Here is a 25,526-nt window from a genome sequence, read left to right as displayed (position 1 = left end):
GTGTAAAAGTACAGAAAACAAAAACAGTTTCAAAAAGGATTTTTTTTGCAAAGGTGCAGAGGTACAAAGGTTCAAAGCTGCAAAGGTAAAAAGGTACAGAGAGGAAAACCTTTGCAGCTTTGCCTCTCTGTACCTTTGTCCCTTAAAAAAATGTCTTAATAAGCTGCTGTAAAACGAACCTGATGGTGTTTTGGGGTTTCGGTTTCGTCAGCAATTACAACTGCTAAATCTTCTACAGATAGAATACTTCTCTGTTCGTCATTAAAAACCGGATTTTCCAAGCCTAAGCGGTATTTTCCTGTTCTTCCGGTGGTAATACCCTGGTGCATTTCGAAAGCCGGACTAAAGAATGCCCAATCAAGTTCTTTTTCTTCTTTTAGAAAGTTTAAATAATCTCTCGCGGCAGATGCTCCGGCGTGGTATTCTTTTGGGAAGTCCGGGGTGTCAACAGCTTGTAAGCCAGGAGCTACAAATAAACTTCCAGCTCCTCCTATCGTAATGAAACGTTTTACACCGGATTTTTTTACTGCTTCCTGAATTGCTTTTGATCCGGAAATAAAATCGTCGTAGATATTTGGGTTGGTCCATCCTGAGTTGTACGCATTAACAACGACGTCATTTCCTTTTAAAATTTCTGCCAGAGCGTCTACATTAAAAATGTCTGCGCTTTTCCAGATCACATTTGCGTTGTCTTTTGGGTTTCTGGCAATGGCAGTAATCTCATGATTTCTGTTTGTAAGTTCGTTTAAAATAGCAGTACCAACAAATCCGGTTGCTCCAATAATTGCGATTTTCATAATATATAAATTTAATTAGTAATAAAAAATGTTACAGTTTTGTGAAAAAAAATAGTTTTAGAATTGATTAGAAAAATCTTCCAGTGTGATTCCGTCTAATTGTAAACTAACTTTTTGATTCATTTCAGCATACAAAGAACTCAAATTTTGATTGATCTTTTTTCCAACCGGACAATCCGGATTAGGCTGATTTTTGGCATAACCCAGATTGATGGTCTCAAAAGTCATTTCAAATATTTCTTTTAATGTAATTTTCGAAGGATCGACAGCCAGTTTTGTACCGCCGTTTTTACCTTCCTTACTTTCCACAATATGATGCGCTTTTAAATTGGCAATTTCTTTTCTCACCAATACCGGATTAAGATTAATACTTCCCGCAATAAACTCCGAGGATAAAAAATCATTCGGGAATTTAGTGAGTAAAGTTAAAATGTGAATCGTTATGGCAAACTTACCTGAAATCATACTGTAATAAAATATGTTACAAATTTAAGGTGTTTTTTGAATTAAAAAAAAGTTTTAACTAAAAATTAATTTTCTACACAGAAAAAACATAACCTAACTTTAGAACAAAATGTGGTAAAGGACTTGTTTTAGTAAGCGGTAACACGTTTATTGAGCATCTGATTTCTGATAGAAGAAAAATAAACCCAACCGATAAACAAAAGCTGAAGCGGTACTCTAAACCATAAATAGGAGAGGCCTTTACCGTTGTAACTGGCCGTTTGTAGATTGATACTATGTCTGGCTGCATAGATATTCGCGGGAAGCAAAACAATAAAAAAGAGGACAAGAAGTTGAGCAGTAAGCAATCTTGTTTTTGGAATCAAGAGCCCGACTGCTGCAACCAGTTCTATAATTCCTGTTGCATAAACAATTCCGGTTGGCCAGGGTAAGAAAGAGACCATCATAGCCATTCCTTTGGTGAATACAAAATGGCTTACAGCTGTAAATGCAAGCATGGCTGCCATGGCAATTCTGGCCGCCTTTGAGATTTCAAATCTTTTTGAAGTAAGTTTTACAAAGAGCAGTGCAATTGTAAAGACACCTAGTAACACAATTAAAGTTTCCATATCTTTTTTTTACAAAGTTGCGTAGTAAAGGGATCTGAAACAATGAACCAGGGTTAAGAAATACGTTTTCTTATTCTGCTCAATGCCTGTGGAGTGATACCAATATAAGAGGCAAGGTATTTTTGAGGAATCCTTTGTATGAGTTGTGGTTGCTCGGTAAAAAGGTTGAGATAACGCTGCTCAGCCGAGTCGTTAAGCAGTGAAAGTTCTCTTTTTGCTTTTTTAAGAAACAGCCCTTCGCTTGCAATGCGTCCAATGGTATTGCCAATTTTAGTTTCGGCATAGACATCCTGTAGATCTTCATAGGATATGCGCCAAAGAACCGTTTCTGAGAGCGTTTCGATTGTATAATTTACCGGTAATCTGGTGATAAAGGAATCGTAACCACTTGTAAATTCGCCATCAAACACAAAGGTAAAAGTGAGGTCATGATCTTCACCGGGAATGTAATATCTCACCAAACCTTTTTCTACAAATGAGAGGTAGTTTTCGATTGTGCCTGTTTCAAGTACTGACGTTTTCTTTGAAAATTCCTGACGTACAAGTTTGGATGAAAAAATATTCCATTCGGTATCCGAAAGCTTGGTTATTCGCTCAAAATTGTCTCGTATTAACTGCATTTGTTTTTTGGAATTAGAACTTAAAAGTAACAAAAAACTTAGAGAAGTGATTTAAAATGTTTTATACATCAGATAATAAATGTCTATTTTTGTCAGGACTCAACGATATGAACAACTTTATTCAAATATTTCTATTTCTTGCTTTGGGCTTGTTTTTGCAGCATATTAAGCAATTTCCAACTCATATTTATAAGGTTTTAAATAAGGTTGTCCTTTACGTTTGTCTACCCGCAATAACACTGTATCATATTCCGAAAATAAGATGGAGTAATGAATTACTGTTTCCGATACTATCAGGTTGGATTAGCTTTTTACTGGCTTTTGCGTTTTTTCATTTTCTAGGCAGAAGATTGGGCTGGTCTAACAGATTAATTGGCTGTTTGATTTTAACTGCCGGATTAAGTAATTCTTCTTTTTTGGGATACCCTATTATTGAAGCTCTGTTTGGGAAGAAGGGTTTAGAAACGGCAATTCTTGTCGATCAGCCGGGCACTTTTGTGGTGGTTTCGACGCTGGGGGTTTTTGTAGCCGCTTTTTATTCTAAAGGCAGTGCGGATTCTTTTAGCATATTCAAGAAAATAATTTTATTTCCTCCGTTTGTTACTTTTGTGACAGCCTGTCTGCTGAATGTCTTCGAATACGATTTAGATTTGAATGTTCAGTCTGTTTTATTGAAAGTGGGAAGTTTTGTAACCCCTTTGGCGCTACTCTCGGTGGGATTACAGCTTACTTTTGACCGAAAAAGCCAGCATTGGCAATTTCTGCGTCTCGGACTTTTCTTTCGACTTATTGCAGTTCCGTTTGTTATTTTGGTTTTGTACGTTTTTATTCTCGGACAACATTCTGAAGCCATTAAAATTACTATTATGGAAATGGCAATGGCTCCTATGATTACAGGTGCAATCTTAGCTTCGACTTATGGATTAAAGCCAAAATTGAGCAGTATGATGATTGGTTTCGGAATCCCAATTTCGTTTATCACCCTTGCTGTCTGGTATTGCATAGTGCATTTTATTTAGCTTTAAATACTAATTAGACAGACTAAATAGAACTTTAACGTTTTTTTAGAAAAACAGTGTTTTCTTTGTTCTTTTTTTGACTAATTTTAGAGAAACTAAAAAATATACAATTATGTCAACATTAAGATTAGGAGATATTGCTCCGGATTTTCATGCAGAAACAACCGAAGGGCCAATTAATTTTCATGAATGGTTGGGAGATTCCTGGGGTGTTTTATTTTCGCATCCATCTGATTTTACTCCGGTATGTACTACCGAATTAGGAACAGTTGCCAATTATCTTCCGGAATTTACCAAAAGAAATACAAAAGTTATTGCACTGAGTGTAGATGGTTTAGAGTCCCATTTAGAGTGGATCAAAGACATCAATGAAACCCAGAATACAACGGTTAATTTTCCTATAATTGCCGACGAAGATAAAAGAATTGCAACTTTATACGATATGCTGCATCCAAATGCAAGCGATAAATTTACCGTACGTTCTGTGTTTGTAATTGGTGCCGATAAAAAAATAAAATTGACCTTAACATATCCGGCTTCAACAGGAAGAAATTTTGATGAATTGCTTCGTGTGATTGACAGTTTGCAATTAACAGCCAATTATAGTGTAGCAACTCCTGCTAATTGGAAGGACGGAGAAGACGTTGTGATTACTCCAGCTGTTCCGGATAGTGATATTCCTGCGAAATTCCCAAAAGGATATACACCAATAAAACCTTATTTACGCATAACACCGCAGCCGAATAAGTAAGGGACTAAGCTTCTAAGGCACAAGATTTTTTCTTATGGATTTTTGTAAATATTACAGTGCTGAGAGACTAAGTGTTTTCAGTAAGTAAGTTAAAAGACTAAGGTTCTAAGGTAAGAAGTTTTATAACTCCAAACCTTAGAACCTTAGTACCTCAATGCCTTAAAAACTTAGAATTTCTTCATAAGCTCAGCCATTCGTTTTTTATCGCCAACAACCCAGATAATGTCATTTTTTTCGAGAATTAAGTGAGATTCCGGGTTTAATATACGATTACCGTTTCTTTCAATTCCCACAACAAGACCACCGGTTTTTCCTCTAAACTGACCGATACTTTTTTGTACAAAATCTTCGTGAGCAATCTCCAACTGGCGAAGTACAATTTCAGATTCTTCTACATTTTTACGAGCTTCAATTTCATTTTGATTGAGATATTTGTTGAATTCAGTAACCTGAGCATCTGTACCAATAACGCAAATTTCATCACCAGGAAACAAACGTTCGTTTTTAGTCGGAATTGGGATAGTGATATCTCCTCGTTTTATGTAAGCAATATTGATTCCCATTGATTCTCTAATACGCAATTCTTCAAGGGTTTTGCCCACTAAATTTGATTCTGTTCCAATATCAAAAAACGACATGTGACCGTCCCATGGCATTAAATTAGCATAACGTCTATCAATTTTTTTGTTTTCACGATCGTTTAGATTCTTTAGGAAGTGATTTTCAATTTTATGATATTGTTCGTTTAGTTTTTTAGGGAATATTTGGTAAACTACAACGGCAACCACTAAGGCAATCAGAGCAACCAAAGGAGAGAAGAATATGTTTAGCAAGAATCCAATTAAGAACAAACCAAGACTCATCCTAATTAGAATCAACATCAATATAGCACCACGGTATTTGCGCTCTTCCCATAAAGTATCAACTTCTTCTACTGCAACTCTTCGAAGGGAGAGTGCCCATAAAAACGGAGCGATAATGACGAGTGTAATAAGTGCTGCCAGTGTATTTCCGAATCTTGTTTCTGCAACCAAAGGCGCAACAAATTTTACAGATAATAAAATAATGGCCGTGATAATGATAGTGTGTAAAACGATTTGTATGATATAAGCATTTAGTACTTTTTGCCAGACACTAACTGATTTTATGGCCTGAGCATTGACACTGTAACGGTTGATGTTTTTAACCCATTTTCGAGGAAGTTTTCGTTCCAGAAAATCAGAAAAAGGTACGGCATATTTTACCATAAATGGGGTTGTAAAAGTGGTAATAGCAGAAACGGCAACAACCACAGGGTATAAAAAAGAACTTGTTACGTTCAGAGTCATTCCTAAAGTAGCAATGATAAACGAGAACTCCCCAATTTGCGATAAACTCATTCCCGTTTGTACGGATTGTTTTAAGGGCTGACCGGCCAGTAGCGCCCCAATAGTCGAACTTACAGATTGACCAATGATAGTTACAAAAGTTAAAATAGCAACCGGCAGTGCGTGCGTGTATAACATTTTAGGGTCGATAAGCATACCAACAGATACGAAGAAAATAGCCCCAAATAAATCTTTTACAGGTTTTATAAGATGCTCAATATGTTCTGCCTGTGTAGTTTCGGCGATAATAGAGCCCATGATAAAAGCACCCAATGCTGGAGAAAAACCTACGTTTGCAGCAAAACTTACCATTGTTAAACAAAGGGCAAGCGATATAATCAGCAGCATTTCGTCAGTCAGTAAATGTTTGGCCTTTTTAAGTAAGGTTGGGATAAAAAAGATTCCCCCTAGGAACCATACCGTCAGGAAGAAAATCAGTTTTAAAACAGACATCATTAATTCGCTTCCCGAAAATTGTTGACTTACTGCAATAGTTGACAGTAATACCATCATTAAAATGGCAACAAGATCCTGTACAATTAAAGATCCGATTACGATCCCGGCAAATTTTTGAGCTTTTACACCCAGTTCATCAAAAGTCTTTAAAATAATTGTTGTAGAAGAAATAGAGAGTATAACTCCTAGAAAGATACTGTCCATTTGCGCCCATCCCATCCAGCGCCCCACCATATAACCAATTACAACCATGGTAATAATCTGAGTAATGGCTGTTATAGATGCTGTACCTCCGACTTTCATTAGTTTTTTGAAACTAAATTCGAGACCTAAGCTAAATAATAAGATGATTACACCAATTTCTGCCCAGACTTCAACACTTTTCATTTCGGTAATGGTAGGAAAGAAATCAAAATGATTTCCTGCCAGAAAACCGGCAATTAAATATCCTAAAACTAAGGGTTGTTTGATTAATCTAAATAATAAAACAGCAATTCCTGCAGTCAGCAGGATTAGACCTAAGTCGCTAATTAAGGGTTGTAAATGGTGGGTAGTTTCTGCAGCGGCATTTAAGGCGATCATAGAGTAGTGTTTTTTGTTAAGAAAATCATTCAGCTTGTTGTTTCAGTTTTTTTGCTAAAAAAAACAGTTTTCTGAAAGAACAGCTTTTCAATGTAAATTATGTTCACTCACAACTCCTTCAGAAAATAAAAGAGAGAGTGAAATCGTCCGGCTAATTTTTTAGTACGATTTGTAAATAAAAAAAGCTATCGATAAAGATAGCTTTTTTTGCGAAAATATTATAGGTTTTCTTTAGATTCCTACATAGTTGCTAGGGGTAATGGCCATTAATTCGGCTCTAACAGCGTCAGAAACTTCTAAAGTTGCAATAAAATTATGAATGGCTTTTTTGTCAATTGCTTCATTTGTTCTGGTCAAACCTTTCAAAGCTTCATACGGATTTGGATACGCCTCACGACGTAAAATTGTCTGAATTGCTTCGGCTACAACAGCCCAGTTTTTTTCTAAATCTTCAGCAAATTTAGCCTCGTTTAGTAATAGTTTGTTTAAACCTTTTAAAGAAGCTTCAAAAGCAATAATTGTGTGTCCCATAGGAACTCCAATGTTACGTAAAACAGTACTGTCTGTTAGATCGCGCTGTAATCTTGAAACCGGTAATTTTGCTGCCAAATGTTCAAAAATAGCATTGGCAATTCCTAAGTTTCCTTCTGAATTTTCAAAATCAATCGGGTTTACTTTATGTGGCATAGCAGACGAACCAATTTCTCCTGCTTTGATTTTTTGTTTAAAGTAATCCATCGAAACATACGTCCAGATATCACGATCTAAGTCGATGATAATTGTATTGATTCTTTTTAAAGCATCAAAAAATGCAGCAAAATGATCGTAATGTTCGATTTGAGTTGTTGGGAATGAATGGTGTAAGCCTAAATCAGTTTCAACAAATTTATTACCAAATTGTTTCCAGTCGATTTGTGGGTAAGCTACGTGATGCGCATTGTAATTTCCGGTTGCACCACCAAATTTAGCGGCAAACGGAATGTTAAATAACAAACGCATTTGCTCTTCTAAACGCTCTACAAAAACTAAAATTTCTTTCCCTAAACGAGTAGGAGAAGCTGGCTGTCCGTGTGTGCGGGCCAACATTGGAATGTCTCTCCATTCTACGCTTAATTCTTTTAATTTAGAAATTAAAGCAATTAGCGAAGGCATATAAACCTGCTCAAAAGCTTCTTTTGTAGAAAGCGGAATCGCAGTATTGTTAATGTCCTGAGAAGTTAATCCGAAGTGAATGAATTCTTTGTATTGAGATAAGCCCAGTTTTTCAAAAGCATCTTTGATAAAGTATTCCACAGCTTTTACATCATGGTTGGTTACTTTTTCGGTTTCCTTAATCCAAAGCGCGTCTTCAGTAGAGAAATTTTTGTAGATATTTCTCAAACTGTCAAACAAATCAGAGTTTATGCCTGCAAGCTGCGGTAAAGGCACTTCGCATAAAGCGATGAAATATTCAACTTCAACCAATACACGGTATTTGATTAGAGCTTCTTCTGAGAAAAATGGTGCTAATGAAAGGGTTTTATTTCTATATCTTCCATCAATTGGAGATATAGCATTCAATTCGTTTAAAGTAGTCATTGTTATGTTGTTTGTTCGAAAGGCACAAATATAAACAGAATTTGCGAATTAGAAGTAGTCTACACGTCAATTGAGGGCATTTAAAAGGTAAAAGAAATACAAATTTCACTAATTTATACAGATCAATTAATTTATAAATAATCAATTGGTTTGAAAGAAATCATCTTCGTGTTAATTTGTGAAATTTGTGTTCAATAATTATACGCCTGGAATTGATTTTAGTTTGTCTCTTAATTCAGCAACGCCTTCTGAAGCAATTTTAGAAATTACTTCAACTTTGTTTCGAATATTCGGGATTGCAATTGGATTTGGATCAATATAAAAAACGGGAGTAATCGAAGGGGTATATGAAATTAATCCTGCGGCTGGATATACCTGTAAAGATGTTCCAATGACTGCAAAATAATCTGCCGTTTCGGTAATTTCGATTGCTTCTTCAAGGGCCGGAACATCTTCGCCAAACCAAACAATATGAGGGCGTAACTGATGCCCGTTTTTATCTGTGTCGCCAGTAAACAAATCGTCGGTCCAATCTAGAATTACATTTCGGTTGTATGTGCTTCGGACCTTTAGCAATTCTCCATGCAAATGCAATATTTTTGTACTTCCGGCACGTTCGTGTAAATCATCTACGTTTTGAGTAATAACATACACGTCAAAATCCTGCTCTAATTCGGCCAGAATTTTATGCCCGGCATTGGGTTCTACTTCCTTAAGCTGTTGGCGCCTTTTGTTGTAAAAGTCGAGAACTAATTCCTGATTTTTTCGCCAGCCTTCAGGAGTAGCGACCTCCATTACATCATGGCCTTCCCATAAGCCATCACTGTCGCGAAAAGTTTTTATTCCGCTTTCGGCACTAATTCCGGCTCCGGTTAAAACAACTAACTTCTTTTTCATCTTGCTATAATTAAAGGATAAAAATAGTGATTTACTTATTGATTTTTGGAGAAAAGCGACGTGGTTCGTAGAATTCTTTTAGTAGTTTAGATGTGCCATAAAAGCGTATTTATACTTGTTGTTTGGGTCTTGCAAATGATTTAGTTTTAGTGAGGAATATAAAGAAAAGAGTTTTTCAATGATTTTAATACAATTTACAGGATTATCGGGTTCGGGTAAAACGACATTGGCTGAAAATGTTCGACAGCTTTTATTAGAAAAAAAATATAAAGTCGAGATAATTGATGGCGATGTCTATCGGAAAACAATTTGCAAAGATTTGGGATTCTCTAAAGAAGACCGCTGTGAGAATGTGAGACGGCTTTTTAATGTCGGGCGAAATTTTGTCGTGTCGGATACGATTGTTTTGATGTCGGTCATAAATCCCTATGAGAATCTGAGAAATGAACTTAGGAATCATGAGTTTGTCAGAACCGTTTATTTAGATTGTTCGATTAACAATTTAATAAAAAGAGATCCAAAAGGACTCTATAAAAAGGCGTTGTTACCGGACAACGATCGGGACAAAATAAATAATTTTACAGGAATAAGTGATGTCTTCGAAGTTCCTGCAAACGCTGATTTAGTATTGAAAACCGATTTTGAAACGGTCTCTTTTTCAACCCATAAACTGTATGATTTTATTATAGACAGTTTGCCTGATTTGGCTTAACTTTTAATAGCTGCAGGTTTCCTAATTGTATTTGTTTTACTTATTTCTTTGATGATAAAGCTTTTGTAAAATTTATATATTTACAGGCCCCAAAGAATACTTACTAATTTAATTTTTTATAAAGCATATGAATCCTTCCTCTAGTAAACTTCCCGTTTCTTTTTCAATAGAACAATTGCAGAAAGAATTTGCTTTATGTGAAAATGATTTATGGACGCCCCATTTTAATACTGGCCGCTACGAAGGCAATTGGACAAGTGTGTCTTTAAGATCACAGTCTGGTTTGATAAACGATATAACTTCTTTTGCTAATACAGATTATAAGAATACGGAGTTGCTGGATCGGTGTCATTATTTTAAAGAGATTATGGACTGGTTTCAATGCGAAAAGGAGGCTGTGCGATTGCTTCGGTTAGGACCTCAAAGCGAAATAAAAGAGCATACCGATAATGATACTTCTTATGAAGATGGATTTTTTAGAATTCATGTTCCGATCATAACAAATCCTGACGTGTACTTTTATGTAGATAAAAAACGGGTCCCTATGGAAATGGGAGAGTGCTGGTATGCTAATTTTCAGCTTCCACATAGCGTAGCAAACAAAAGTTCTGAAGCGCGTATCCATCTTACACTGGATTGTATCAGAAATGACTGGTCAGATAAATTATTTACAGATATGGGGTTTGATATTCATTATTCCCGAAAAAAAGAACAGTATTCTGATGAGATAAAACAACAGATTATTGCAGAACTTTCCCGAAATCCATCGGCAGCAGGAGCTCAGATTATAGCCGATTTACAATCAAAATAAGCGCTGAAAATGAAAAATACAAATCATCCTTTATTCAATTGGATTCCCTATAAGCTAGTCGAGAAAGAAAATGAGATTTATCTGGAATGGCTGTACCTGGACGACAAAAGGTATGTTGATCCTTTTTTTGATGAAACCATTTCTAAATGTAAAAGTCATGCCTATAATTCGAGTTTAATTAAAGCCGTAAGTACCGTTGAAAATTTAATAGAGTGGTCTCAGGAGCTTGTTTCGGTTGAATTAAAGGCCTTGGTGTTTCATGTCTCCCGATGCGGATCTACAATGTTAAGTCAGTCTCTGGCCACTTCTACTGAAAACATTATGATTTCGGAAGCACCTCTTATTGATGAAATTTTAAGAAGCCATAATTTTGGCTTAGAGAAAAAAAATGTGCTTTTAAAGGCGACTCTAGTCTTTTTGGGTCAGAAAAGATTTCCGGAACAAAATAATCTGATTGTAAAACTGGATGCCTGGCATATTTTTAAAGCGGGCTATCTGAGATCGATATTTCCGAAATTGCCTTTTGCTTTGCTCTATCGAAATCCCACCGAAGTTTTAAAATCTCATCAAAAAATGATGGGAATGCATATGGTGCCGAATTTGTTACCACCTGAAGTTTTTGGAATTTCTGCTAAAGAAATCAGTGAGATTAGTTTTCAGCAATACGGAGCCTTGGTACTGGAGAAATATTTTCAGGGTTTTCTGGATTTTTATGAAGCAGATCAGAATGTTGTAAAACTCAATTATAACGATGGAATGAAAGGTGTTATAGAGAAGTTTATATCTTTTATTGATATTGATTATAGTGCTAGTGAACTTCAGGGGATGTACGAACGACTTAATACACATTCTAAAAATGAAAAAGCAGTTTTTAAAGGGGATTCTTTCAATGAAGAACCTTTAGAGATCGATTTGATATTAGTAAAGAGTTTACATGAAAGGCTGGGAAATATCCTTTTGGAAGATGTAGCGCATTGAAAATAATCCTGAATTTTTCTTTGTGTTTTATTTATAATGTATTTTTGCGACAAATAAGATTGAAATGATTGATTTAGATTACCTCGCTTTCCTTGAAAATATATTAACTGATAACCGAAAAGAAAAATTTCTGAAAGTACTCGGAAACCGTACAAAGCACTTTACAATTGTGGTAGAGGACGTTTTTCAGATGCACAATACAAGTGCCGTGATGCGCAGTTGTGAGGTTTTTGGAATTCAGGAACTTAATGTGATCGAACAGCGTTACGGGAAGAAAATTGATAAAGAAATCGCTATGGGAGCCCAAAAATGGGTAGATATTCATCAGTATGATTCTGTTAGTACTTGCATTTCTACGTTAAAAGATCAAGGATATCAAATTATTGCTACAACGCCTCATGAAAATGATTGTTTGCTGGAAGATTTTGATATTACAAAACCGAGTGCATTATTCTTTGGAACGGAGAGAGACGGATTGTCACAGGAAATTTTAGACAAAGCCGATGGATTTCTTAAAATTCCAATGGTAGGTTTTACTGAGAGTCTGAATATCTCTGTTTCGGCGGCTATCATCATTCAAAACCTAACAAATCGATTGCAAAAATCAGATATTGACTGGCATTTATCCGAAGAAGAAATTCTGGAGAAACGTTTGGCCTGGGCAAAAAATTCGATTAAAGATATTAAACGAATTGAAGCAAGGTACTACGAAGAGAATCCTAAGGACAAAGTATAAGTTTTTTTGAATCTCGCAAAGGCGCGAAGTCGCAAAGTTTTTCTCATTTTATGTCATTTCGAGGGATGAGAAATCTTCGCAAGGAACTCCGTAAAGAGATTCCAAGCTTCGTAGAGCTTCTAGCGGAGATTTCTCGTCCCTCGAATGACAAACTAGGCATCTAATTATTGCCTTTTAAAAACCTTTGCGACTTTGCGAGATTTTCTTTCTATTTCTTCAAAAACAAAATAAACCCCAAAACACTAACAATTAAAATAGTTAATGCGGCTATAACCATTGTTAGATCCCTAATATTCTTTCCTGCCCAATCCATAAATAAAAATTTGTGAAGAATGGCAAAAGAATATCCTTCGATCCTATCACCATTTTTAACGACGGCAGCTAATCTTGAGGTCGAAGTCTCAATGAAATAAGTTGTTTTTTCGGGTGTGTCATAAGCTAGTTTTATAACCGGTAATCTTTTGTTGACAAAGCCATATTCGCGACTATTAAAATCAGTTAAGAGTTTAGCATCCAGTAATTTTAAGTTTTCTAGAGAGATGTGGGTTTCATCTGAACTTTGATCCATTTCGCAACAAGCGGCTTTTGGAGCTCCATCTGTAAAATAATAAGCGAGAAATTCAGCGTATTGAAAATCCAAATCTGGTATAACTTTATTGGTTGCGGTATTAATATAAACGACTTCAGATTTTGGATCTTCTTTTTTGTTCCATTTTGAATTAGAATCTGATTTCGATGTTTTGAATTTTTGTTTTTCAAGCAATTGACAACGGAAATAGGTTGTGTCATTTAAAGTAATAATGCTCGCATTCTGAAAACGGCTCCAGTCTAAATCCAGATTAGTATTGGCAATAGAAATTTCTTTGGTTTTGAAAGTTGGTTCGTAAACCATTTGCGATAAAGTATACGGATTCCATTTTGTAGTGGCATGGTAAGCACCGCTAAAAGCAAATGTCAAGGTAAAAAGCGAAATCCAAATACCAATTTGGCGATGGTATTTTCTAATGCCTTTTTTAGGTTGTAAAGAGTCTGTTTTTTTAAATTGTTTCCATAATAAACCATAAATCACGATTCCGCTTATGGCCGAAAAGCCAATGATAGATAACAAAAAAATCATCGTTATAATTCGGATACTATTGTTTGATATTACATCGATAAACGACCAATTATGAAACGTATCAAAGAACCAGATAAACGCTTGTCTCGAAGTTGGGTTATAAGTGGCGAGTTTGCCTGATGATGTTTCGACATAAACCTGCATGGCATCCGGACGATCAAAACTTAGTTTGTATACGGGTAAATAACGATTGACATATTTGTATTGCGACGTAAATTCGGTTACGACTTCGCTTTGTTTAATGGCGCTTTTTTGATCGTCCAGAAAATAGCGCGAAAGCCATTCGGCATATTTTTGATCTCCGTTTTCCAGCTTCTTTGCATTCGAAGTATCGAAATAGATCAGTTCACCAAAGATTGTTTTTACCTGATAAAAAGTAGCGTTGTTGAATGAAACGATTCGGAAATTTTTGAATTGTGTGATTTCATTTTTTTGTAAAACTTCCTGAATTGAAAAGTGCAGTTGGGTTTTATCAATTATTGGTATTTCTAGTTTATCGCGTGCAATTTCGGGTTTAAAAAAATGCGCCATAAACGGATGCATTAATCCTGATAAAGTCCAGAAAATAACCGGAACAATGGTTATTAAGCCAATTGTTCGATGCCATTTGTACATGTGCTGCTTGACTTTCTTGACAAATTTTGAATCTTTCTTTTTAGATTTTTTGTCTTTGTTTATTTCTTTGCTCATTTTTAGGTTTTTTAGCCCCGATGGAGGCGATATCCTTTTTATGTCCGCCGCGGCGGACATAAAAAGATAAAGCCGAGAGCGGGATTAGCTTCTAATAATTATTATTTTGTGCCGCAGATTAAAATGATTAGAATGATTTTTTAAAATAATCTTTTTAAATTCTTTAATCTGTGGCAAAAAGGATTCTATTTTTTTAATGAAAAATTATACTGTATTCCAAACACAAAAGTTCTTGGAGCTGCTGCTGTATAAGTGGGCTGAGCGTTTGCGGTATTGGCTCTCGAAACATTATAAGCGTATAATTTATCGGTTAAATTGAGTACGTTTCCGTAAACTTCAATGCTTTTCCATTGATAACCTATTCTGGCGTTGAATAAGTTATAACCACTATATTTTACGGTATTAATCTGATCTTGGTAATAACTCCCAACCAATTGCCATTCGACAGAAGTTCGAAAATTTGGAAGCCAGTTTGGGTAATAACTTACCTCAGAATTTCCAGACCATTTTGGTGCGGCCGGCATTTCTTTCCCGTCCAGATTTTGAACAGGATCGCTTGGTTTGTCAGAAAGTTTAAAATCGATATAGGTGTGTTGTGCGTAAGTTCCGCCAAGACGAATGTTGAATTGTTTTGAAGGACTATACGAAGCGCCAAACTCAATGCCTTTATGACGCGTTTCTCCAGCCGAACGATAATCTGTCGAATTATCAGGAAGTTTAATGTTCAAAAGTTCATTTTTTCCTTCCATATAGTATAAAGCGTAGTCAAAATTTAATTTGTTTTCAAGAAAAGAAAGCCATCCGCCAATTTCGTAATTGTTGAAAGTTGCGGGATCGAGATTATAATAAAAGTCAGCAGGAACGCCAGTTGTTCCGCCAGTTCCGGGTTTGGTTCTAAAGATTGACGTAATTCCGGGAGGCGCAAAACCCTGAGAATAATTGCCATAAAAACCAGCAAATTCAGTTGGATTGTAATTGGCACCGGCTTTAAAAGTCATTTTATCATAAACTTTACTTCCTGTAGAATTGTCAAGCGCATTGTTGTAATTGACTTTCATATTATCGTAGCGTCCGCCAACGGTAATAATTAGTTTTTCGATCGGGTTAAAACTCAATTGCGCATATCCGGCGGAGTTGAAAATATCTGCCGTATAATTGGCTAATTTTGAGTCCGGATGTTGGGCAACAATCTCGTATGAACTAACGGTTTGTTTGCCAGCTTGTCCAGGATTTAGATTGGCTTTTAGATCGATAACATACGACCAATAGGTCACGGGGGAATAATCGTATAAAGCTCCTGCAACCAATTTGGTGTTCCAAAAATTGAATTTTTGAGTATGCTGCCCAATCGCGCCATAACTTTTAAAGTTATTCGAGTTAACTTCGCCTTTTGCCGTAGTAGGATTTACCGTTGGGCTCCATCTAATTCCGTAAGAAGGATTTTGTCCCAATTTATTATCGCGCAAATATGCTGTAATATAACTGCTCGAATTGCTGTTCCAGTCGTGTTCTAATGTTAATCGTGTTCTTAATGCGTCAGATTTTCTATAAGTGAAATTAGAGGTGCTTTGGTAAGTTCTGTTATTAAAAGCAGCTTCATTAACAGTTCCGCTCATGTCCGAATAATATTTTCCGTACATCGTATTGCTGATTAATCGGGTCGAAGAGGAGATGTTGTAATCAATTCTCGCATTTAGATTGTCTTTACTATAGTCAGAATACGTCATCCAGCCGTTTTCCTGCAAACTCGAAATTCCGGCAATATGAAAACCGACTTTTCCAATTGTTGCGCCGCCAGCCGCCTGAAATCTTCGATATCCGTAATTATCAGCCTGAACGCCAAATTTAAATTCCGGATCAACAGGAGGTTTTTGCGAAATTAAATTAATCGTTCCGCCAACCGCTTCGGGTCCGTACAAAGACGAAACAGGACCTTTTACAACCTCGATACTTTGTATATTAAACTGATTAATTTCTAATAAAGCATTGTGGTTAAAGATTCCCATTGGACGAATAGGCAAACCATCTTCGAGATATAAATAATAAGCATTGGTTGTCATAGGCTGACGAATAGACATCATGTGTTGCTCGTTACCTAAATTAACCATCAAAACTCCGGGTGTTTTGTTGATGATTTCATAAACCGCTGTCGCCTTAGTTTCATTGATCGTTTTAGCGGTCAATTTGCTTATGGCAACCGGAGTTTCTTTACGCAAGGTAGCGGTACGATTTGCGGTGATAAAAATATTATCCAGTTCCTGAGATTGTGTTGTATCTTGCTTGACTTTGTTTTGTGCTAAGACACATTGCCCTACAATGAATAGAGCGAAGTATATTTTCTTCATTTTAAATGATATAAATTTTAAAAAGTACCCGACATTTTCTTGACAGAATGCCGAAAAAGCTTTTCAAAAGAATTGAAAAGCGGGACTAAAATCTATATCAAATAAGACGGTGGATGAAAAGTAGTATTCGAAACCGAAACAGGTTTTTTATCCGTGGGAGCAAAAATTTTCGCTGTCGATTCTGTTGGTGGGATTATTTTAAAATCGGCTATAATGATATTCTGAATGTAGACTACCTCTGCTTTGTCTTTCAAATTGTCGTGCATTCTTTTTTCGTTATCATCATATTTTTTCAAGCTCTTCTGAAGTTCGCATCGACCATTACAACTATTAAAAAGCATTTTGCGTTGTACACAAATAGTCTTTGATATCTCTTCCTGATTGAGCTTAAATACCGTGTAAACGCAGAAACTGCCAAATGATGGCATTAAAAGCATGAAGGAAAGAAATATGATGACAATTTTTCTCAAAGCTTGTTTCGTTGTTTTTCTTCTGTTTTAAAAATTACAGGGTATAATTTAAGTTGATGCTCCATCTGTAATTTGCCTCCATATTACCGCTTGATAAGTTTTGGTTAATAGGCAACATCGCATTAATTCCTACCGAAAATTTATCTTTTCCGGCTTCGATGCCAAATTTGCCAAACAAAATATCACCGGCTGTATTAGGTAAATTCAATCCGTGTTGTTGGTTGGTTTGGTAGACCTCGCCCGCTAAACCTGCTTGCGGAACAATTTGAATTGATTTTAAATCGAACAAATAAAAGAACGTTCCGGCATAATTAAACTGATCGCCGTATTGGTAATTTTTACTATTTTCAGTTTTAAAAATGTAGTTTAGCGTTGTGTTTAAGCCTAAGTTTTTATGCTTTACCACATATTCAGAAACTAACGGAAAATCCCAGCTTCCGGTTCCCAACTGAAAACTCTGATTAATGCTTCCTAAATTATTTGCTTCTTTAAATTTTCCGGTAGGAAGTTTTATACCGCCACCCAAATTTATTTTATGCGTAAAAAAGGTGCTGTCTTTTTTGGTTTCAAAAACCGTATACAAAGCCATCACAGTAATATCACCTAATCCTTCGATGTTTTCTGTTCCGGCAGTTAATTGTCTTTCGTTAAAATGATACGGAACTAACGCCGAAATCTGAATTTTCTCCGTCACCGGAACTCGCGTCCAAGCCTGAATCGTATTGAAGTTTTCATCGATCCAAGGTGAATTGGCAAAGATTCCGTCGCGACTTGTATAGCTTTGTTTCATATATCTCAAGCCTACAAAATTATTGTTTAGCATCGAGCCAAAACCCATACTTCCACCACTTGCTGAACATCCGCACGCATCGCAATCAAAATCTTCCATCATTGCCAAACGCTGAAAAGTAAAGGCCGAAATGCTATCTTTTGCAGTAAAACTAAAGGCCGAAAAACCAACCAAAAGCATTAATATTACTATTGTTTTTTTTATTTTCATTTTTATTGTTTTTAGGAGCTGATCCCGCTTTTCGTTTCAAGCTTTTTTCAAAATCCAATTTTTCTATGTTTTTACAAAGCTTCCGCTGGTCGCTTTATAAACCCAGGAAAAATTAGGTCTTTTTTCAAAAAGACTTTTCACTTCAAATATAATTCACTGAACTCCTATGAAAATAAAAGTTAGGTGAAGTAATCGGGGCTAGGACTCCGGTTTTTATTTTAATTTTATTTTATGCCATTAGGTACAATTAATTTTAACACATAGAAACATAGAATAAAGTCTCTTGAAAAAGGTTAAAATAAATGACACATCATTTACACATAGCTATGTTTGTTAATGTAAGTGAAGCGCCTTTTGTGATTAAACGAATCTATGTTTCTATGTATTAAAAAAAAACGGTTTAATGTCTTTCTTTAATATTCTGCAAAACGCTTATCTGTCAAATACTGATTATCTGTTAGCGTTTTTAAAAACGCTATTATTTTTGTTTTTTCGGTATCCGTAAGTTGAATTCCAAACTTTCCATTTTGCTTTAATATCGGATCCAGTGTTGGCGAAGATTCTATACCACTTGCGTAGTGCTCCAGAACACCTTCTAAAGTGCCAAATCGTCCGTCGTGCATATAAGGTCCTGAAACTTCCACATTTCGTAAACTAGGTACTTTGAATTTGTAATAGTCGCTCGCTAACTCAGTGACTTTATATCTCCCAACATCGTTCACCATTGGGTTTACCGCCAGGCCGTTGTTGCGAAAAGAATTGTCTGTCTGTAAGTCGGTGGCATGGCAGGAGGCACATTTAGATTTGAATAAATCATATCCGGCCAATTCATCAGCTGTTAAAGTTCCACCGGGTTCTTTACGTCTGTATTTGTCAAACTTTGAATTAGAAGAAGTAACCATAACCATAAACTGCGAAAGCGCTTTTAGCATATTTTCGGTTGAGATTTCCCCGTCATTAAAAGCTTGTCCAAATAATTTTTTGTACTCTTTGTCGCCTTTCATCATCTTCAGAATAGCATTCAGATCTCCATTCATTTCTATAATGCTCGTTAAGGGAACTATAGGTTGCAGGTCTAAATGGTCTGCAGCTCCATCGTACATAAATATCGGCTGGTAAGCCAGATTCTGAATCGATGGTGTATTTCGTGTTCCCTGAGCATCATTCACGCCATGACTTACGGTGTGTCCGTGATGGGTGAAGGCGTTGGCCTGTATGTGACAAAAGCCACAGGAAACTACGCCGTCAGACGCTAAACGTCCGTCATAAAATAGTTTTTTGCCCAGTTCAAATCCTTTTTCAGTCGGAGGATTCTGCGCAATGTTATACGCTAAAGCAGGAAAGTTCGAGGGAACAGTAAATTCTAAAGGAATGTTTACGTATTCTTCTTCCTGATTAGAGCAACTCCACATCAGCGGAAGCAGTAACCATAGAAAATGTTTTATTTTCAGCATGATTTTTAAAGTATAAAAAGAGTAAAGAGAATTTTTCTACCACTACTTACACGAATTGATGCAAGTAGAACAAGTAGTTTTTTTATCGGGATTACTCTTTGATTTGTAGAAGCAGCAGTGTTGTTTTTCCTTACCAATATTCTTTTATGTCCATTTTGGCGGACACAAAAGATAAGGCATGTTGGAAAACTCAGGTTTTATTTCCCCTAAGGTTTGTACTTCTTAAAAATAAATTAGTCGTTATGTACGTGATCTACTCTAAACATTGTTGAAATGTTTTTAGTGATTAACGGCAGTTTTGCACCGCCCATAATCATAGCGCCCATGCCGCCCATATTGTTGTCGGAAAGGATAATTTTGTTGGTTCCGTCGATGATTTTAGACAAGTCGGTTATAAAGTGAACTTGGGGTGTAATAGTGGTACGAACAAGTGCTTTTGTTGGTAAATTAATTGCAACTTCGGTATAGTTGTAGTCAGTTCCTGTTTTACCGGTATGGATCATAAACGGAGTTGCTTTAGTAACGGTTGCAGAGGTGAAAGTTCCTTCCAAAGCAAAGAATTTGTAACCCGCTGCCCATGACCACATCATTCCTGCTGCGTCGGCTTGAGCTAAAAAGTTACCCTGTCCGGCAGCACCAAGTTTCCACTGGTCTTCATCAACTCCAATTCCGAATTTTACTTTGACGTAATCTCCCGCAGGAATATCGGTCAGTTCAAACGCACGTCCTTCGGCAGTTGCCTCATCTGCAATGAAATAGCTTTTGCTTTTTGGATAAGTATAGGTGGTACCATCGGCTTTCGTTAAAACAATATTGCTCACGATATATTTAACCAGACTGATTTTTAATACTTCGTTATTTGAAGTTTTATTGGGTTGAGTATTGAGGATAAGATCGTTGGCGCCGTAGGAGTTGTCAAACTTCAGGATTAATTTTCCATTACCGGAAACTTCCTGGTTGTCATCGTTTGAACATGAGATTAAGGATATAGATAGTGCTACAATAGCAAGGGCTTTGTATAAAGTATTTTTCATTTTATGAATTTTATATAATTGTAATTTTAAATGTAAGGTGTGCGTAGACACGTTTTCATTGTTTTCTGGGTACAATGAAAATCATTTCAATTGATGTTGAAATGTGATTTAAAAATTATATAAAATAGGATGGAGGGTGGAAGGTAGCAATAGAAACCGAAATTGGTTTTTTGTCTAAAGAAGCATAATTTTTTGCTTTAGATGCTATTGGAGTTACCAGTTTGAAATCTGCTGTACTTGTATTTTGAATGTAAACTACTTCTGATTTGTCTTTCAGGTTGTTTTGCATTTTCTTTTCGTTGTCGGCGTATTTTTTTAAACTTTTTTGAAGTTCACAACGACCGTTACAGGTATTAAAAACCATTTTACGTTGTACACAAATTGTTTTTGATATTTCGTCCTGATTTAATTTGAAAGAGGTATAAACAACAAAACTGCCGAATGAGGGCACTAGGAGCATACAGGAAAGAAATATGGTAAATAACTTCTTCAAGAGTTGATTTCGTTGTTTCGAATGCAAAAATACATTATAATCGTTTTTTGAACGAACAAATACTGATTTTTTTATAAAAAAATATCCGTAGGTACTTTTTGTACCTACGGATATTTCCAGAATAATAAGGTCAACAGGTTTTTAAAAAACCTGTTGGCTTTACTTTATTTAACGATAACCCATTCGCCTGAGGCTACTAAAGATTCCGCTTTTTTAAATTTCATTGTTTCTGTTTTACCGGTTGCAACTTCCTGAACTGTTACAGTATCATTACGGTTGATTTTTGGCATGTCTCTCACAATTGTTTCTGTAACCTGACGTTGTTGTGTTTCTCCCGCTTCACGGTTGATTTCCTCACTGTTTACGATTTCGTCTTTGCTTAATTTGAAGTTTTCTTTTTGACGTACTTCTTTAGCTTCGTGAATTTCAGGAACGTTTTGAGCTGGTAAATCACCTTTGAATAAGAATGAAATTACCTCTTTATTAACGTTGTCTAACATTCCTCTGAACAAATTGAAAGCTTCTAATTTGTAAATAAGCAATGGATCTTTTTGCTCGTGAACGGCCAATTGAACAGATTGTTTCAATTCGTCCATTTTACGCAAGTGCTTTTTCCAAGCCTCATCAACGATAGAAAGTGTGATGTTTTTCTCGAAATCAGCAATTAACTGAGCTCCTTCACTGTCGTATGCTTTTTTCAAATCAGTTACAACATTCAGCGTTTTGATACCGTCAGTAAAAGGAACTACAATGCGCTCAAAATGATTGTTTGGCTCTTCGTAAACTCCTTTAATGATTGGGAAAGCTTCTCTGGCACTTCTTTCTGTTTTTTCAGTATAAAATGCTAAAGCTTCTTTGTACACTTTTCCAGTTACTTCAATATCTGATAATTTTGTAAAATCTGCTTCAGAAATTGGAGATGTAATTCCGAAATAACGAATTAAATCAAAATCAAATGTTTTGAAATCATTAGCTATTTTATTGTTGCTTACGATTAATTCGCAAGTATCATAAAGCATGTTTGCAATATCCAGTTTCAAACGCTCACCAAATAATGCGTGACGACGACGTTTGTATACTACTTCACGTTGAGAGTTCATTACGTCATCATATTCTAATAAACGTTTACGAACACCAAAGTTGTTTTCTTCTACTTTTTTCTGAGCACGCTCGATAGATTTAGTCATCATAGAATGTTGGATAACTTCACCTTCCTGAAGTCCCATTCTGTCCATAACTTTAGCTACTCTTTCAGAACCAAATAAACGCATTAGGTTGTCTTCAAGCGAAACATAAAATTGAGAACTTCCCGGATCTCCCTGACGACCTGCACGACCACGTAACTGTCTGTCTACACGACGTGAATCATGACGCTCAGTACCAACGATGGCTAAACCTCCGGCAGCTTTTACCTCAGGTGTTAATTTAATATCGGTACCACGACCAGCCATGTTGGTTGCAATAGTTACCACTCCGGCTTTTCCTGCTTCTTCTACGATTTGTGCCTCTTGTTTGTGCATTTTAGCATTCAAAACGTTATGCGTAACGCCTCTCATTTTTAACATTCGGCTTAATAATTCTGAAATCTCTACAGAAGTTGTTCCAATTAAAACTGGTCTTCCTGCGTTTGATAGTTCAGTAACATCTTCGATTACAGCATTGAATTTCTCACGTGTAGTTTTATAGATATAATCTTCTTTGTCTATTCTCGCGATCGGACGGTTGGTTGGAATTTCAACAACGTCTAATTTGTAAATCTGCCATAACTCTCCTGCTTCTGTAACAGCCGTACCTGTCATACCTCCTAATTTGCTGTACATTCTGAAATAATTCTGTAATGTAACTGTTGCAAAAGTTTGTGTAGCAGCTTCGATTTTTACATTCTCTTTAGCTTCGATCGCTTGGTGTAAACCGTCAGAATAACGACGACCGTCCATGATACGACCTGTTTGCTCATCGACAATCATAATTTTGTTGTCCATGATCACATATTCTACATCCTTTTCAAAAAGAGCGTATGCTTTCAAAAGCTGAGTAAGGGTGTGGATACGTTCGCTTTTTACTCCAAAATCCTGGAATAATCTTTCTTTAGCTTCTGCTTCACCGTCTTTGTCCAGTTTTTGTTTTTCGATAGCGGCAATTTCAGTTCCAATATCCGGAAGTACGAAAAAATCCGAATCAGTATCTCCTGAAAGGTATTGAATACCATTGTCAGTCAATTCAACCTGATTGTTTTTTTCTTCAATTACAAAATACAAAGCTTCATCCACTTTGTGCATTTCGCGATTGTTATCCTGCATGTATTGATTTTCGGTTTTTTGAAGTAATTGTTTGATTCCTTCTTCACTCAAAAATTTAATTAATGCTTTATTTTTAGGTAAACTTCTGTAAGCTCTTAACAATAAGAATCCACCTTCTTTAGTGTTTCCTTCCTTAATTAATTTTTTAGCTTCTGACAGGAAACCGTTCGCTAACTGACGTTGCTGTGCTACTAAGTTTTCGATTTTTGGTTTCAGTTCATTAAATTCGTGACGGTCTCCTTGTGGAACTGGTCCAGAGATAATAAGAGGAGTTCTGGCGTCATCAATTAATACAGAATCGACCTCATCGACAATAGCATAATTGTGTTTTCTTTGTACTAAATCGCTTGGCGAATGTGCCATGTTATCTCTTAAGTAGTCAAAACCAAATTCATTATTGGTTCCGTAAGTGATATCGGCGTCGTATGCTTTTTTTCTTTGTTCTGTACTTGGCTGGTGATTGTCGATACAATCAACCGTTAAACCGTGAAATTCAAATAAAGGTGCTTTCCAGGTACTATCACGTTTTGCCAGGTAATCATTCACAGTTACTAAGTGAACTCCGTTTCCGGTTAAAGCATTTAAGTAAAGTGGAAGCGTCGCAACTAAAGTTTTACCTTCACCCGTTTGCATCTCGGCAACTTTACCTTCGTGTAAAACCATACCACCAATTAACTGAACATCATAGTGAATCATGTCCCAGGTAATTTCTTTACCGGCAGCATTCCATTTGTTAGCCCAAGTCGCTTTATCGCCTTCAATGGTAACATATGTTTTTGCAGCAGAGAATTCGCGGTCTTTTGCTGTTGCAGTAACTTCAATAAACGAATTGTCTTTAAAACGACGTGCCGTTTCTTTTACTACAGAGAAAGCTTCAGGAAGGATTTCCAATAAAGTTTTTTCTGAGATTTCGTAAGCTTCTTTTTCAAGAGTATCAATAGCATCATAAAGATCTTCTCTTTTGTCGATGTCTTCGATGTTTTCTACTTCTGCTTTAAGCGAAGCAATTTTAGCATCTTTATCAGCTCTGGCTTCTTTTATTTTCTCCTTAAAAAATACGGTTCTCGCTCTTAATTCGTCGTGAGACAAACTCATTAAGCTAGTTTCGAATGTTTTAATTTTGTTTAAGTAAGGCTGTAAAGCTTTGACATCTTTCTGTGATTTATCACCTACAAAGACTTTTATAATACTGTTTATGAAACTCATGATTTATTGTATTTCTATTTTATGTAAATGTGTATTTGAACCAAAAAAAAAGCCTCGGTGATGAGACTTTTTCCTTTGGTTTATTTTTTAATATTCATCCTCATTCCAAAGATAATCTTCGTCTGTTGGATAATCAGGCCAAATTTCTTCCATTGATTCATATATCTCGCCTTCGTCTTCAATTGACTGAAGGTTTTCTACTACTTCTAATGGAGCACCAGCTCTAATAGCGTAGTCAATAAGTTCGTCTTTGTTAGCAGGCCATGGCGCATCACTTAAATAAGATGCTAATTCTAATGTCCAATACATCTGTTATCTGTTTAGTTTGTGCAAAAATAAATTTTTTACCGAAAAAGACAAGTAAAATTTGATTTATTTTAATAAAATTTAAGAACGTTTCATTTAGTTTTCAGTTTTCTGTGACAGTTTACAGTCTGAAAACTGAAAACTGCGACTGAATTACTTTCTCGGAATCCATTTTACTTCCTCCGCATGTAAGTCAGAGGTCAACTTCCGTGCCAATACAAAAAGGTAGTCAGAAAGTCGGTTTAAGTATCGGATTGCGATTTCAGGAACGGGTTCATTATGGCTTAAATGTACTGCCAAACGCTCGGCGCGACGACAAATACAACGTGCTATATGACAATGTGACACAGTGGGATGTCCTCCGGGTAAAACAAAATGAGTCATTTGTGGAAGACTTTCCTCCATTTGATCAATTTCGTTCTCTAACAATTCGATATCAGAATCAATTATTCCAAGATTCTTCAAACGTAGCTCACCATTTTTTAAGACTTCTTTTTCTTGTGGTGTTGCCAAAATGGCACCAACGGTAAATAAACGATCCTGAATCTCGATTAAAATGGTTTTATAATGGGCATCCATTTCCTGATCACGAATAAGTCCTATATAAGAGTTTAGTTCGTCGACAGTACCATAACTGTCAATTCGAATGTGATCTTTAGGAACACGTGTACCTCCAAAAAGAGCGGTTGTTCCTTTATCTCCTGTTTTTGTATATACTTTCATTTTTTTTAAAG

General features: G+C 36.1%; 23 protein-coding genes. 6 read left to right on the top strand and 17 right to left on the bottom strand.

The window, feature by feature from the left end:
- Positions 1-155 precede the first annotated feature (155 nt).
- The 4 genes from FLA105534_RS10915 to FLA105534_RS10900 all read right to left on the bottom strand — a co-directional run bounded on the left by FLA105534_RS10915 (position 156) and on the right by FLA105534_RS10900 (position 2,490).
- A complete protein-coding gene (locus FLA105534_RS10915) occupies positions 156-797 on the bottom strand; it encodes an NAD(P)-dependent oxidoreductase (RefSeq protein ID WP_173966150.1) in 642 nt (213 codons plus the stop codon).
- Positions 798-854: 57 nt separating this feature from the next.
- A complete protein-coding gene (locus tag FLA105534_RS10910) occupies positions 855-1,262 on the bottom strand; it encodes an Rrf2 family transcriptional regulator (RefSeq protein WP_173966149.1) in 408 nt (135 codons plus the stop codon).
- A gap of 128 nt (positions 1,263-1,390) precedes the next feature.
- The gene (locus tag FLA105534_RS10905) at positions 1,391-1,870 is read right to left on the bottom strand and encodes a DoxX family protein (RefSeq protein WP_173966148.1); all 480 of its coding nucleotides are present in this window, start codon (positions 1,868-1,870) and stop codon (positions 1,391-1,393) included.
- A 53-nt stretch (positions 1,871-1,923) separates the two neighbouring features.
- Positions 1,924-2,490 carry a Crp/Fnr family transcriptional regulator gene (locus tag FLA105534_RS10900; protein WP_173966147.1) on the bottom strand — a complete coding sequence of 189 codons (567 nt, stop codon included), beginning with the start codon at positions 2,488-2,490 and terminating at the stop codon, positions 1,924-1,926.
- A gap of 56 nt (positions 2,491-2,546) precedes the next feature.
- Between FLA105534_RS10900 and FLA105534_RS10895 the strand changes: the two genes are divergently transcribed.
- Both FLA105534_RS10895 and FLA105534_RS10890 read left to right on the top strand, forming a co-directional pair.
- The gene (locus tag FLA105534_RS10895; protein WP_317168192.1) at positions 2,547-3,509 is read left to right on the top strand and encodes an AEC family transporter; all 963 of its coding nucleotides are present in this window, start codon (positions 2,547-2,549) and stop codon (positions 3,507-3,509) included.
- 112 nt (positions 3,510-3,621) lie between these two features.
- Positions 3,622-4,260, top strand: a complete 639-nt coding sequence (locus tag FLA105534_RS10890; protein WP_173966145.1) for a peroxiredoxin — start codon at positions 3,622-3,624, stop codon at positions 4,258-4,260.
- A 167-nt stretch (positions 4,261-4,427) separates the two neighbouring features.
- On the opposite strand, the gene FLA105534_RS10885 is transcribed toward FLA105534_RS10890, so the two are convergent.
- The 3 genes from FLA105534_RS10885 to FLA105534_RS10875 all read right to left on the bottom strand — a co-directional run bounded on the left by FLA105534_RS10885 (position 4,428) and on the right by FLA105534_RS10875 (position 9,140).
- Positions 4,428-6,665, bottom strand: coding sequence for a cation:proton antiporter domain-containing protein (locus tag FLA105534_RS10885; protein ID WP_173966144.1), 2,238 nt, complete (start codon positions 6,663-6,665; stop codon positions 4,428-4,430).
- Positions 6,666-6,896: 231 nt separating this feature from the next.
- A complete protein-coding gene (gene purB / locus FLA105534_RS10880; RefSeq protein ID WP_173966143.1) occupies positions 6,897-8,243 on the bottom strand; it encodes an adenylosuccinate lyase in 1,347 nt (448 codons plus the stop codon).
- Positions 8,244-8,441: 198 nt separating this feature from the next.
- Positions 8,442-9,140 (bottom strand): SIR2 family NAD-dependent protein deacylase, encoded by a 699-nt coding sequence (locus tag FLA105534_RS10875; RefSeq protein WP_173966142.1) that lies wholly within the window; start codon positions 9,138-9,140, stop codon positions 8,442-8,444.
- A gap of 178 nt (positions 9,141-9,318) precedes the next feature.
- Here FLA105534_RS10875 and cysC point away from each other — a divergent pair, with 178 nt between their 5' ends.
- The 4 genes from cysC (at position 9,319) to FLA105534_RS10855 (ending at position 12,377) form a co-directional block, all read left to right on the top strand.
- Positions 9,319-9,852 (top strand): adenylyl-sulfate kinase, encoded by a 534-nt coding sequence (cysC, locus tag FLA105534_RS10870; RefSeq protein ID WP_173966141.1) that lies wholly within the window; start codon positions 9,319-9,321, stop codon positions 9,850-9,852.
- 127 nt (positions 9,853-9,979) lie between these two features.
- On the top strand, positions 9,980-10,663 hold the full coding sequence (locus FLA105534_RS10865) for an aspartyl/asparaginyl beta-hydroxylase domain-containing protein (RefSeq protein WP_173966140.1): 684 nt from the start codon (positions 9,980-9,982) through the stop codon (positions 10,661-10,663).
- Positions 10,664-10,672: 9 nt separating this feature from the next.
- Entirely contained in the window at positions 10,673-11,641 is a 969-nt protein-coding gene (locus FLA105534_RS10860; protein WP_173966139.1) for a sulfotransferase family protein, read from the top strand.
- A gap of 64 nt (positions 11,642-11,705) precedes the next feature.
- Entirely contained in the window at positions 11,706-12,377 is a 672-nt protein-coding gene (locus tag FLA105534_RS10855) for a TrmH family RNA methyltransferase (protein ID WP_173966138.1), read from the top strand.
- A 208-nt stretch (positions 12,378-12,585) separates the two neighbouring features.
- Here FLA105534_RS10855 and FLA105534_RS10850 read toward each other — a convergent pair whose 3' ends face one another.
- The 10 genes from FLA105534_RS10850 to FLA105534_RS10805 all read right to left on the bottom strand — a co-directional run bounded on the left by FLA105534_RS10850 (position 12,586) and on the right by FLA105534_RS10805 (position 25,515).
- A complete protein-coding gene (locus FLA105534_RS10850) occupies positions 12,586-14,184 on the bottom strand; it encodes a PepSY-associated TM helix domain-containing protein (RefSeq protein WP_246253216.1) in 1,599 nt (532 codons plus the stop codon).
- 185 nt (positions 14,185-14,369) lie between these two features.
- Positions 14,370-16,529, bottom strand: a complete 2,160-nt coding sequence (locus tag FLA105534_RS10845) for a TonB-dependent receptor (RefSeq protein WP_173966137.1) — start codon at positions 16,527-16,529, stop codon at positions 14,370-14,372.
- A 92-nt stretch (positions 16,530-16,621) separates the two neighbouring features.
- Complete coding sequence (locus tag FLA105534_RS23810) at positions 16,622-16,825, bottom strand: hypothetical protein (RefSeq protein WP_246253215.1); 204 nt, start codon at positions 16,823-16,825, stop codon at positions 16,622-16,624.
- A gap of 208 nt (positions 16,826-17,033) precedes the next feature.
- Positions 17,034-17,993 carry a transporter family protein gene (locus FLA105534_RS10835; protein WP_173966208.1) on the bottom strand — a complete coding sequence of 320 codons (960 nt, stop codon included), beginning with the start codon at positions 17,991-17,993 and terminating at the stop codon, positions 17,034-17,036.
- Between the two features lie 419 nt (positions 17,994-18,412).
- Positions 18,413-19,453: a cytochrome-c peroxidase gene (locus FLA105534_RS10830; RefSeq protein ID WP_173966136.1), complete on the bottom strand. Its 1,041-nt coding sequence runs from the start codon at positions 19,451-19,453 to the stop codon at positions 18,413-18,415.
- Positions 19,454-19,686: 233 nt separating this feature from the next.
- Complete coding sequence (locus tag FLA105534_RS10825) at positions 19,687-20,487, bottom strand: MbnP family protein (RefSeq protein WP_173966135.1); 801 nt, start codon at positions 20,485-20,487, stop codon at positions 19,687-19,689.
- Positions 20,488-20,602: 115 nt separating this feature from the next.
- Positions 20,603-20,947, bottom strand: coding sequence for a hypothetical protein (locus tag FLA105534_RS10820; RefSeq protein ID WP_173966134.1), 345 nt, complete (start codon positions 20,945-20,947; stop codon positions 20,603-20,605).
- A 197-nt stretch (positions 20,948-21,144) separates the two neighbouring features.
- Positions 21,145-24,486: a preprotein translocase subunit SecA gene (gene secA / locus FLA105534_RS10815; RefSeq protein WP_173966133.1), complete on the bottom strand. Its 3,342-nt coding sequence runs from the start codon at positions 24,484-24,486 to the stop codon at positions 21,145-21,147.
- 87 nt (positions 24,487-24,573) lie between these two features.
- Entirely contained in the window at positions 24,574-24,795 is a 222-nt protein-coding gene (locus tag FLA105534_RS10810; protein ID WP_007138072.1) for a DUF2795 domain-containing protein, read from the bottom strand.
- A 150-nt stretch (positions 24,796-24,945) separates the two neighbouring features.
- Positions 24,946-25,515: a cob(I)yrinic acid a,c-diamide adenosyltransferase gene (locus FLA105534_RS10805; protein WP_173966132.1), complete on the bottom strand. Its 570-nt coding sequence runs from the start codon at positions 25,513-25,515 to the stop codon at positions 24,946-24,948.
- Positions 25,516-25,526 lie beyond the last annotated feature (11 nt).

It is taken from the genome of Flavobacterium collinsii (assembly GCF_902804485.1).
GTDB lineage: Bacteria > Bacteroidota > Bacteroidia > Flavobacteriales > Flavobacteriaceae > Flavobacterium > Flavobacterium collinsii.
Note: the sequence above shows the minus strand (reverse complement) of the source record. Positions and strands in the feature narration are given on the sequence as shown.

Coding starts and splice junctions, on each gene's coding strand:
- FLA105534_RS10915 (WP_173966150.1), bottom strand. CDS start 797: ATGAAAATCGCAATTATTGGAGCAACCGGATTTGTTGGTACTGCTATT.
- FLA105534_RS10910 (WP_173966149.1), bottom strand. CDS start 1,262: ATGATTTCAGGTAAGTTTGCCATAACGATTCACATTTTAACTTTACTC.
- FLA105534_RS10905 (WP_173966148.1), bottom strand. CDS start 1,870: ATGGAAACTTTAATTGTGTTACTAGGTGTCTTTACAATTGCACTGCTC.
- FLA105534_RS10900 (WP_173966147.1), bottom strand. CDS start 2,490: ATGCAGTTAATACGAGACAATTTTGAGCGAATAACCAAGCTTTCGGAT.
- FLA105534_RS10895 (WP_317168192.1), top strand. CDS start 2,547: ATGTTTTATACATCAGATAATAAATGTCTATTTTTGTCAGGACTCAAC.
- FLA105534_RS10890 (WP_173966145.1), top strand. CDS start 3,622: ATGTCAACATTAAGATTAGGAGATATTGCTCCGGATTTTCATGCAGAA.
- FLA105534_RS10885 (WP_173966144.1), bottom strand. CDS start 6,665: ATGATCGCCTTAAATGCCGCTGCAGAAACTACCCACCATTTACAACCC.
- purB (WP_173966143.1), bottom strand. CDS start 8,243: ATGACTACTTTAAACGAATTGAATGCTATATCTCCAATTGATGGAAGA.
- FLA105534_RS10875 (WP_173966142.1), bottom strand. CDS start 9,140: ATGAAAAAGAAGTTAGTTGTTTTAACCGGAGCCGGAATTAGTGCCGAA.
- cysC (WP_173966141.1), top strand. CDS start 9,319: ATGATTTTAATACAATTTACAGGATTATCGGGTTCGGGTAAAACGACA.
- FLA105534_RS10865 (WP_173966140.1), top strand. CDS start 9,980: ATGAATCCTTCCTCTAGTAAACTTCCCGTTTCTTTTTCAATAGAACAA.
- FLA105534_RS10860 (WP_173966139.1), top strand. CDS start 10,673: ATGAAAAATACAAATCATCCTTTATTCAATTGGATTCCCTATAAGCTA.
- FLA105534_RS10855 (WP_173966138.1), top strand. CDS start 11,706: ATGATTGATTTAGATTACCTCGCTTTCCTTGAAAATATATTAACTGAT.
- FLA105534_RS10850 (WP_246253216.1), bottom strand. CDS start 14,184: ATGAGCAAAGAAATAAACAAAGACAAAAAATCTAAAAAGAAAGATTCA.
- FLA105534_RS10845 (WP_173966137.1), bottom strand. CDS start 16,529: ATGAAGAAAATATACTTCGCTCTATTCATTGTAGGGCAATGTGTCTTA.
- FLA105534_RS10830 (WP_173966136.1), bottom strand. CDS start 19,453: ATGCTGAAAATAAAACATTTTCTATGGTTACTGCTTCCGCTGATGTGG.
- FLA105534_RS10825 (WP_173966135.1), bottom strand. CDS start 20,487: ATGAAAAATACTTTATACAAAGCCCTTGCTATTGTAGCACTATCTATA.
- FLA105534_RS10820 (WP_173966134.1), bottom strand. CDS start 20,947: ATGCTCCTAGTGCCCTCATTCGGCAGTTTTGTTGTTTATACCTCTTTC.
- secA (WP_173966133.1), bottom strand. CDS start 24,486: ATGAGTTTCATAAACAGTATTATAAAAGTCTTTGTAGGTGATAAATCA.
- FLA105534_RS10810 (WP_007138072.1), bottom strand. CDS start 24,795: ATGTATTGGACATTAGAATTAGCATCTTATTTAAGTGATGCGCCATGG.
- FLA105534_RS10805 (WP_173966132.1), bottom strand. CDS start 25,515: ATGAAAGTATATACAAAAACAGGAGATAAAGGAACAACCGCTCTTTTT.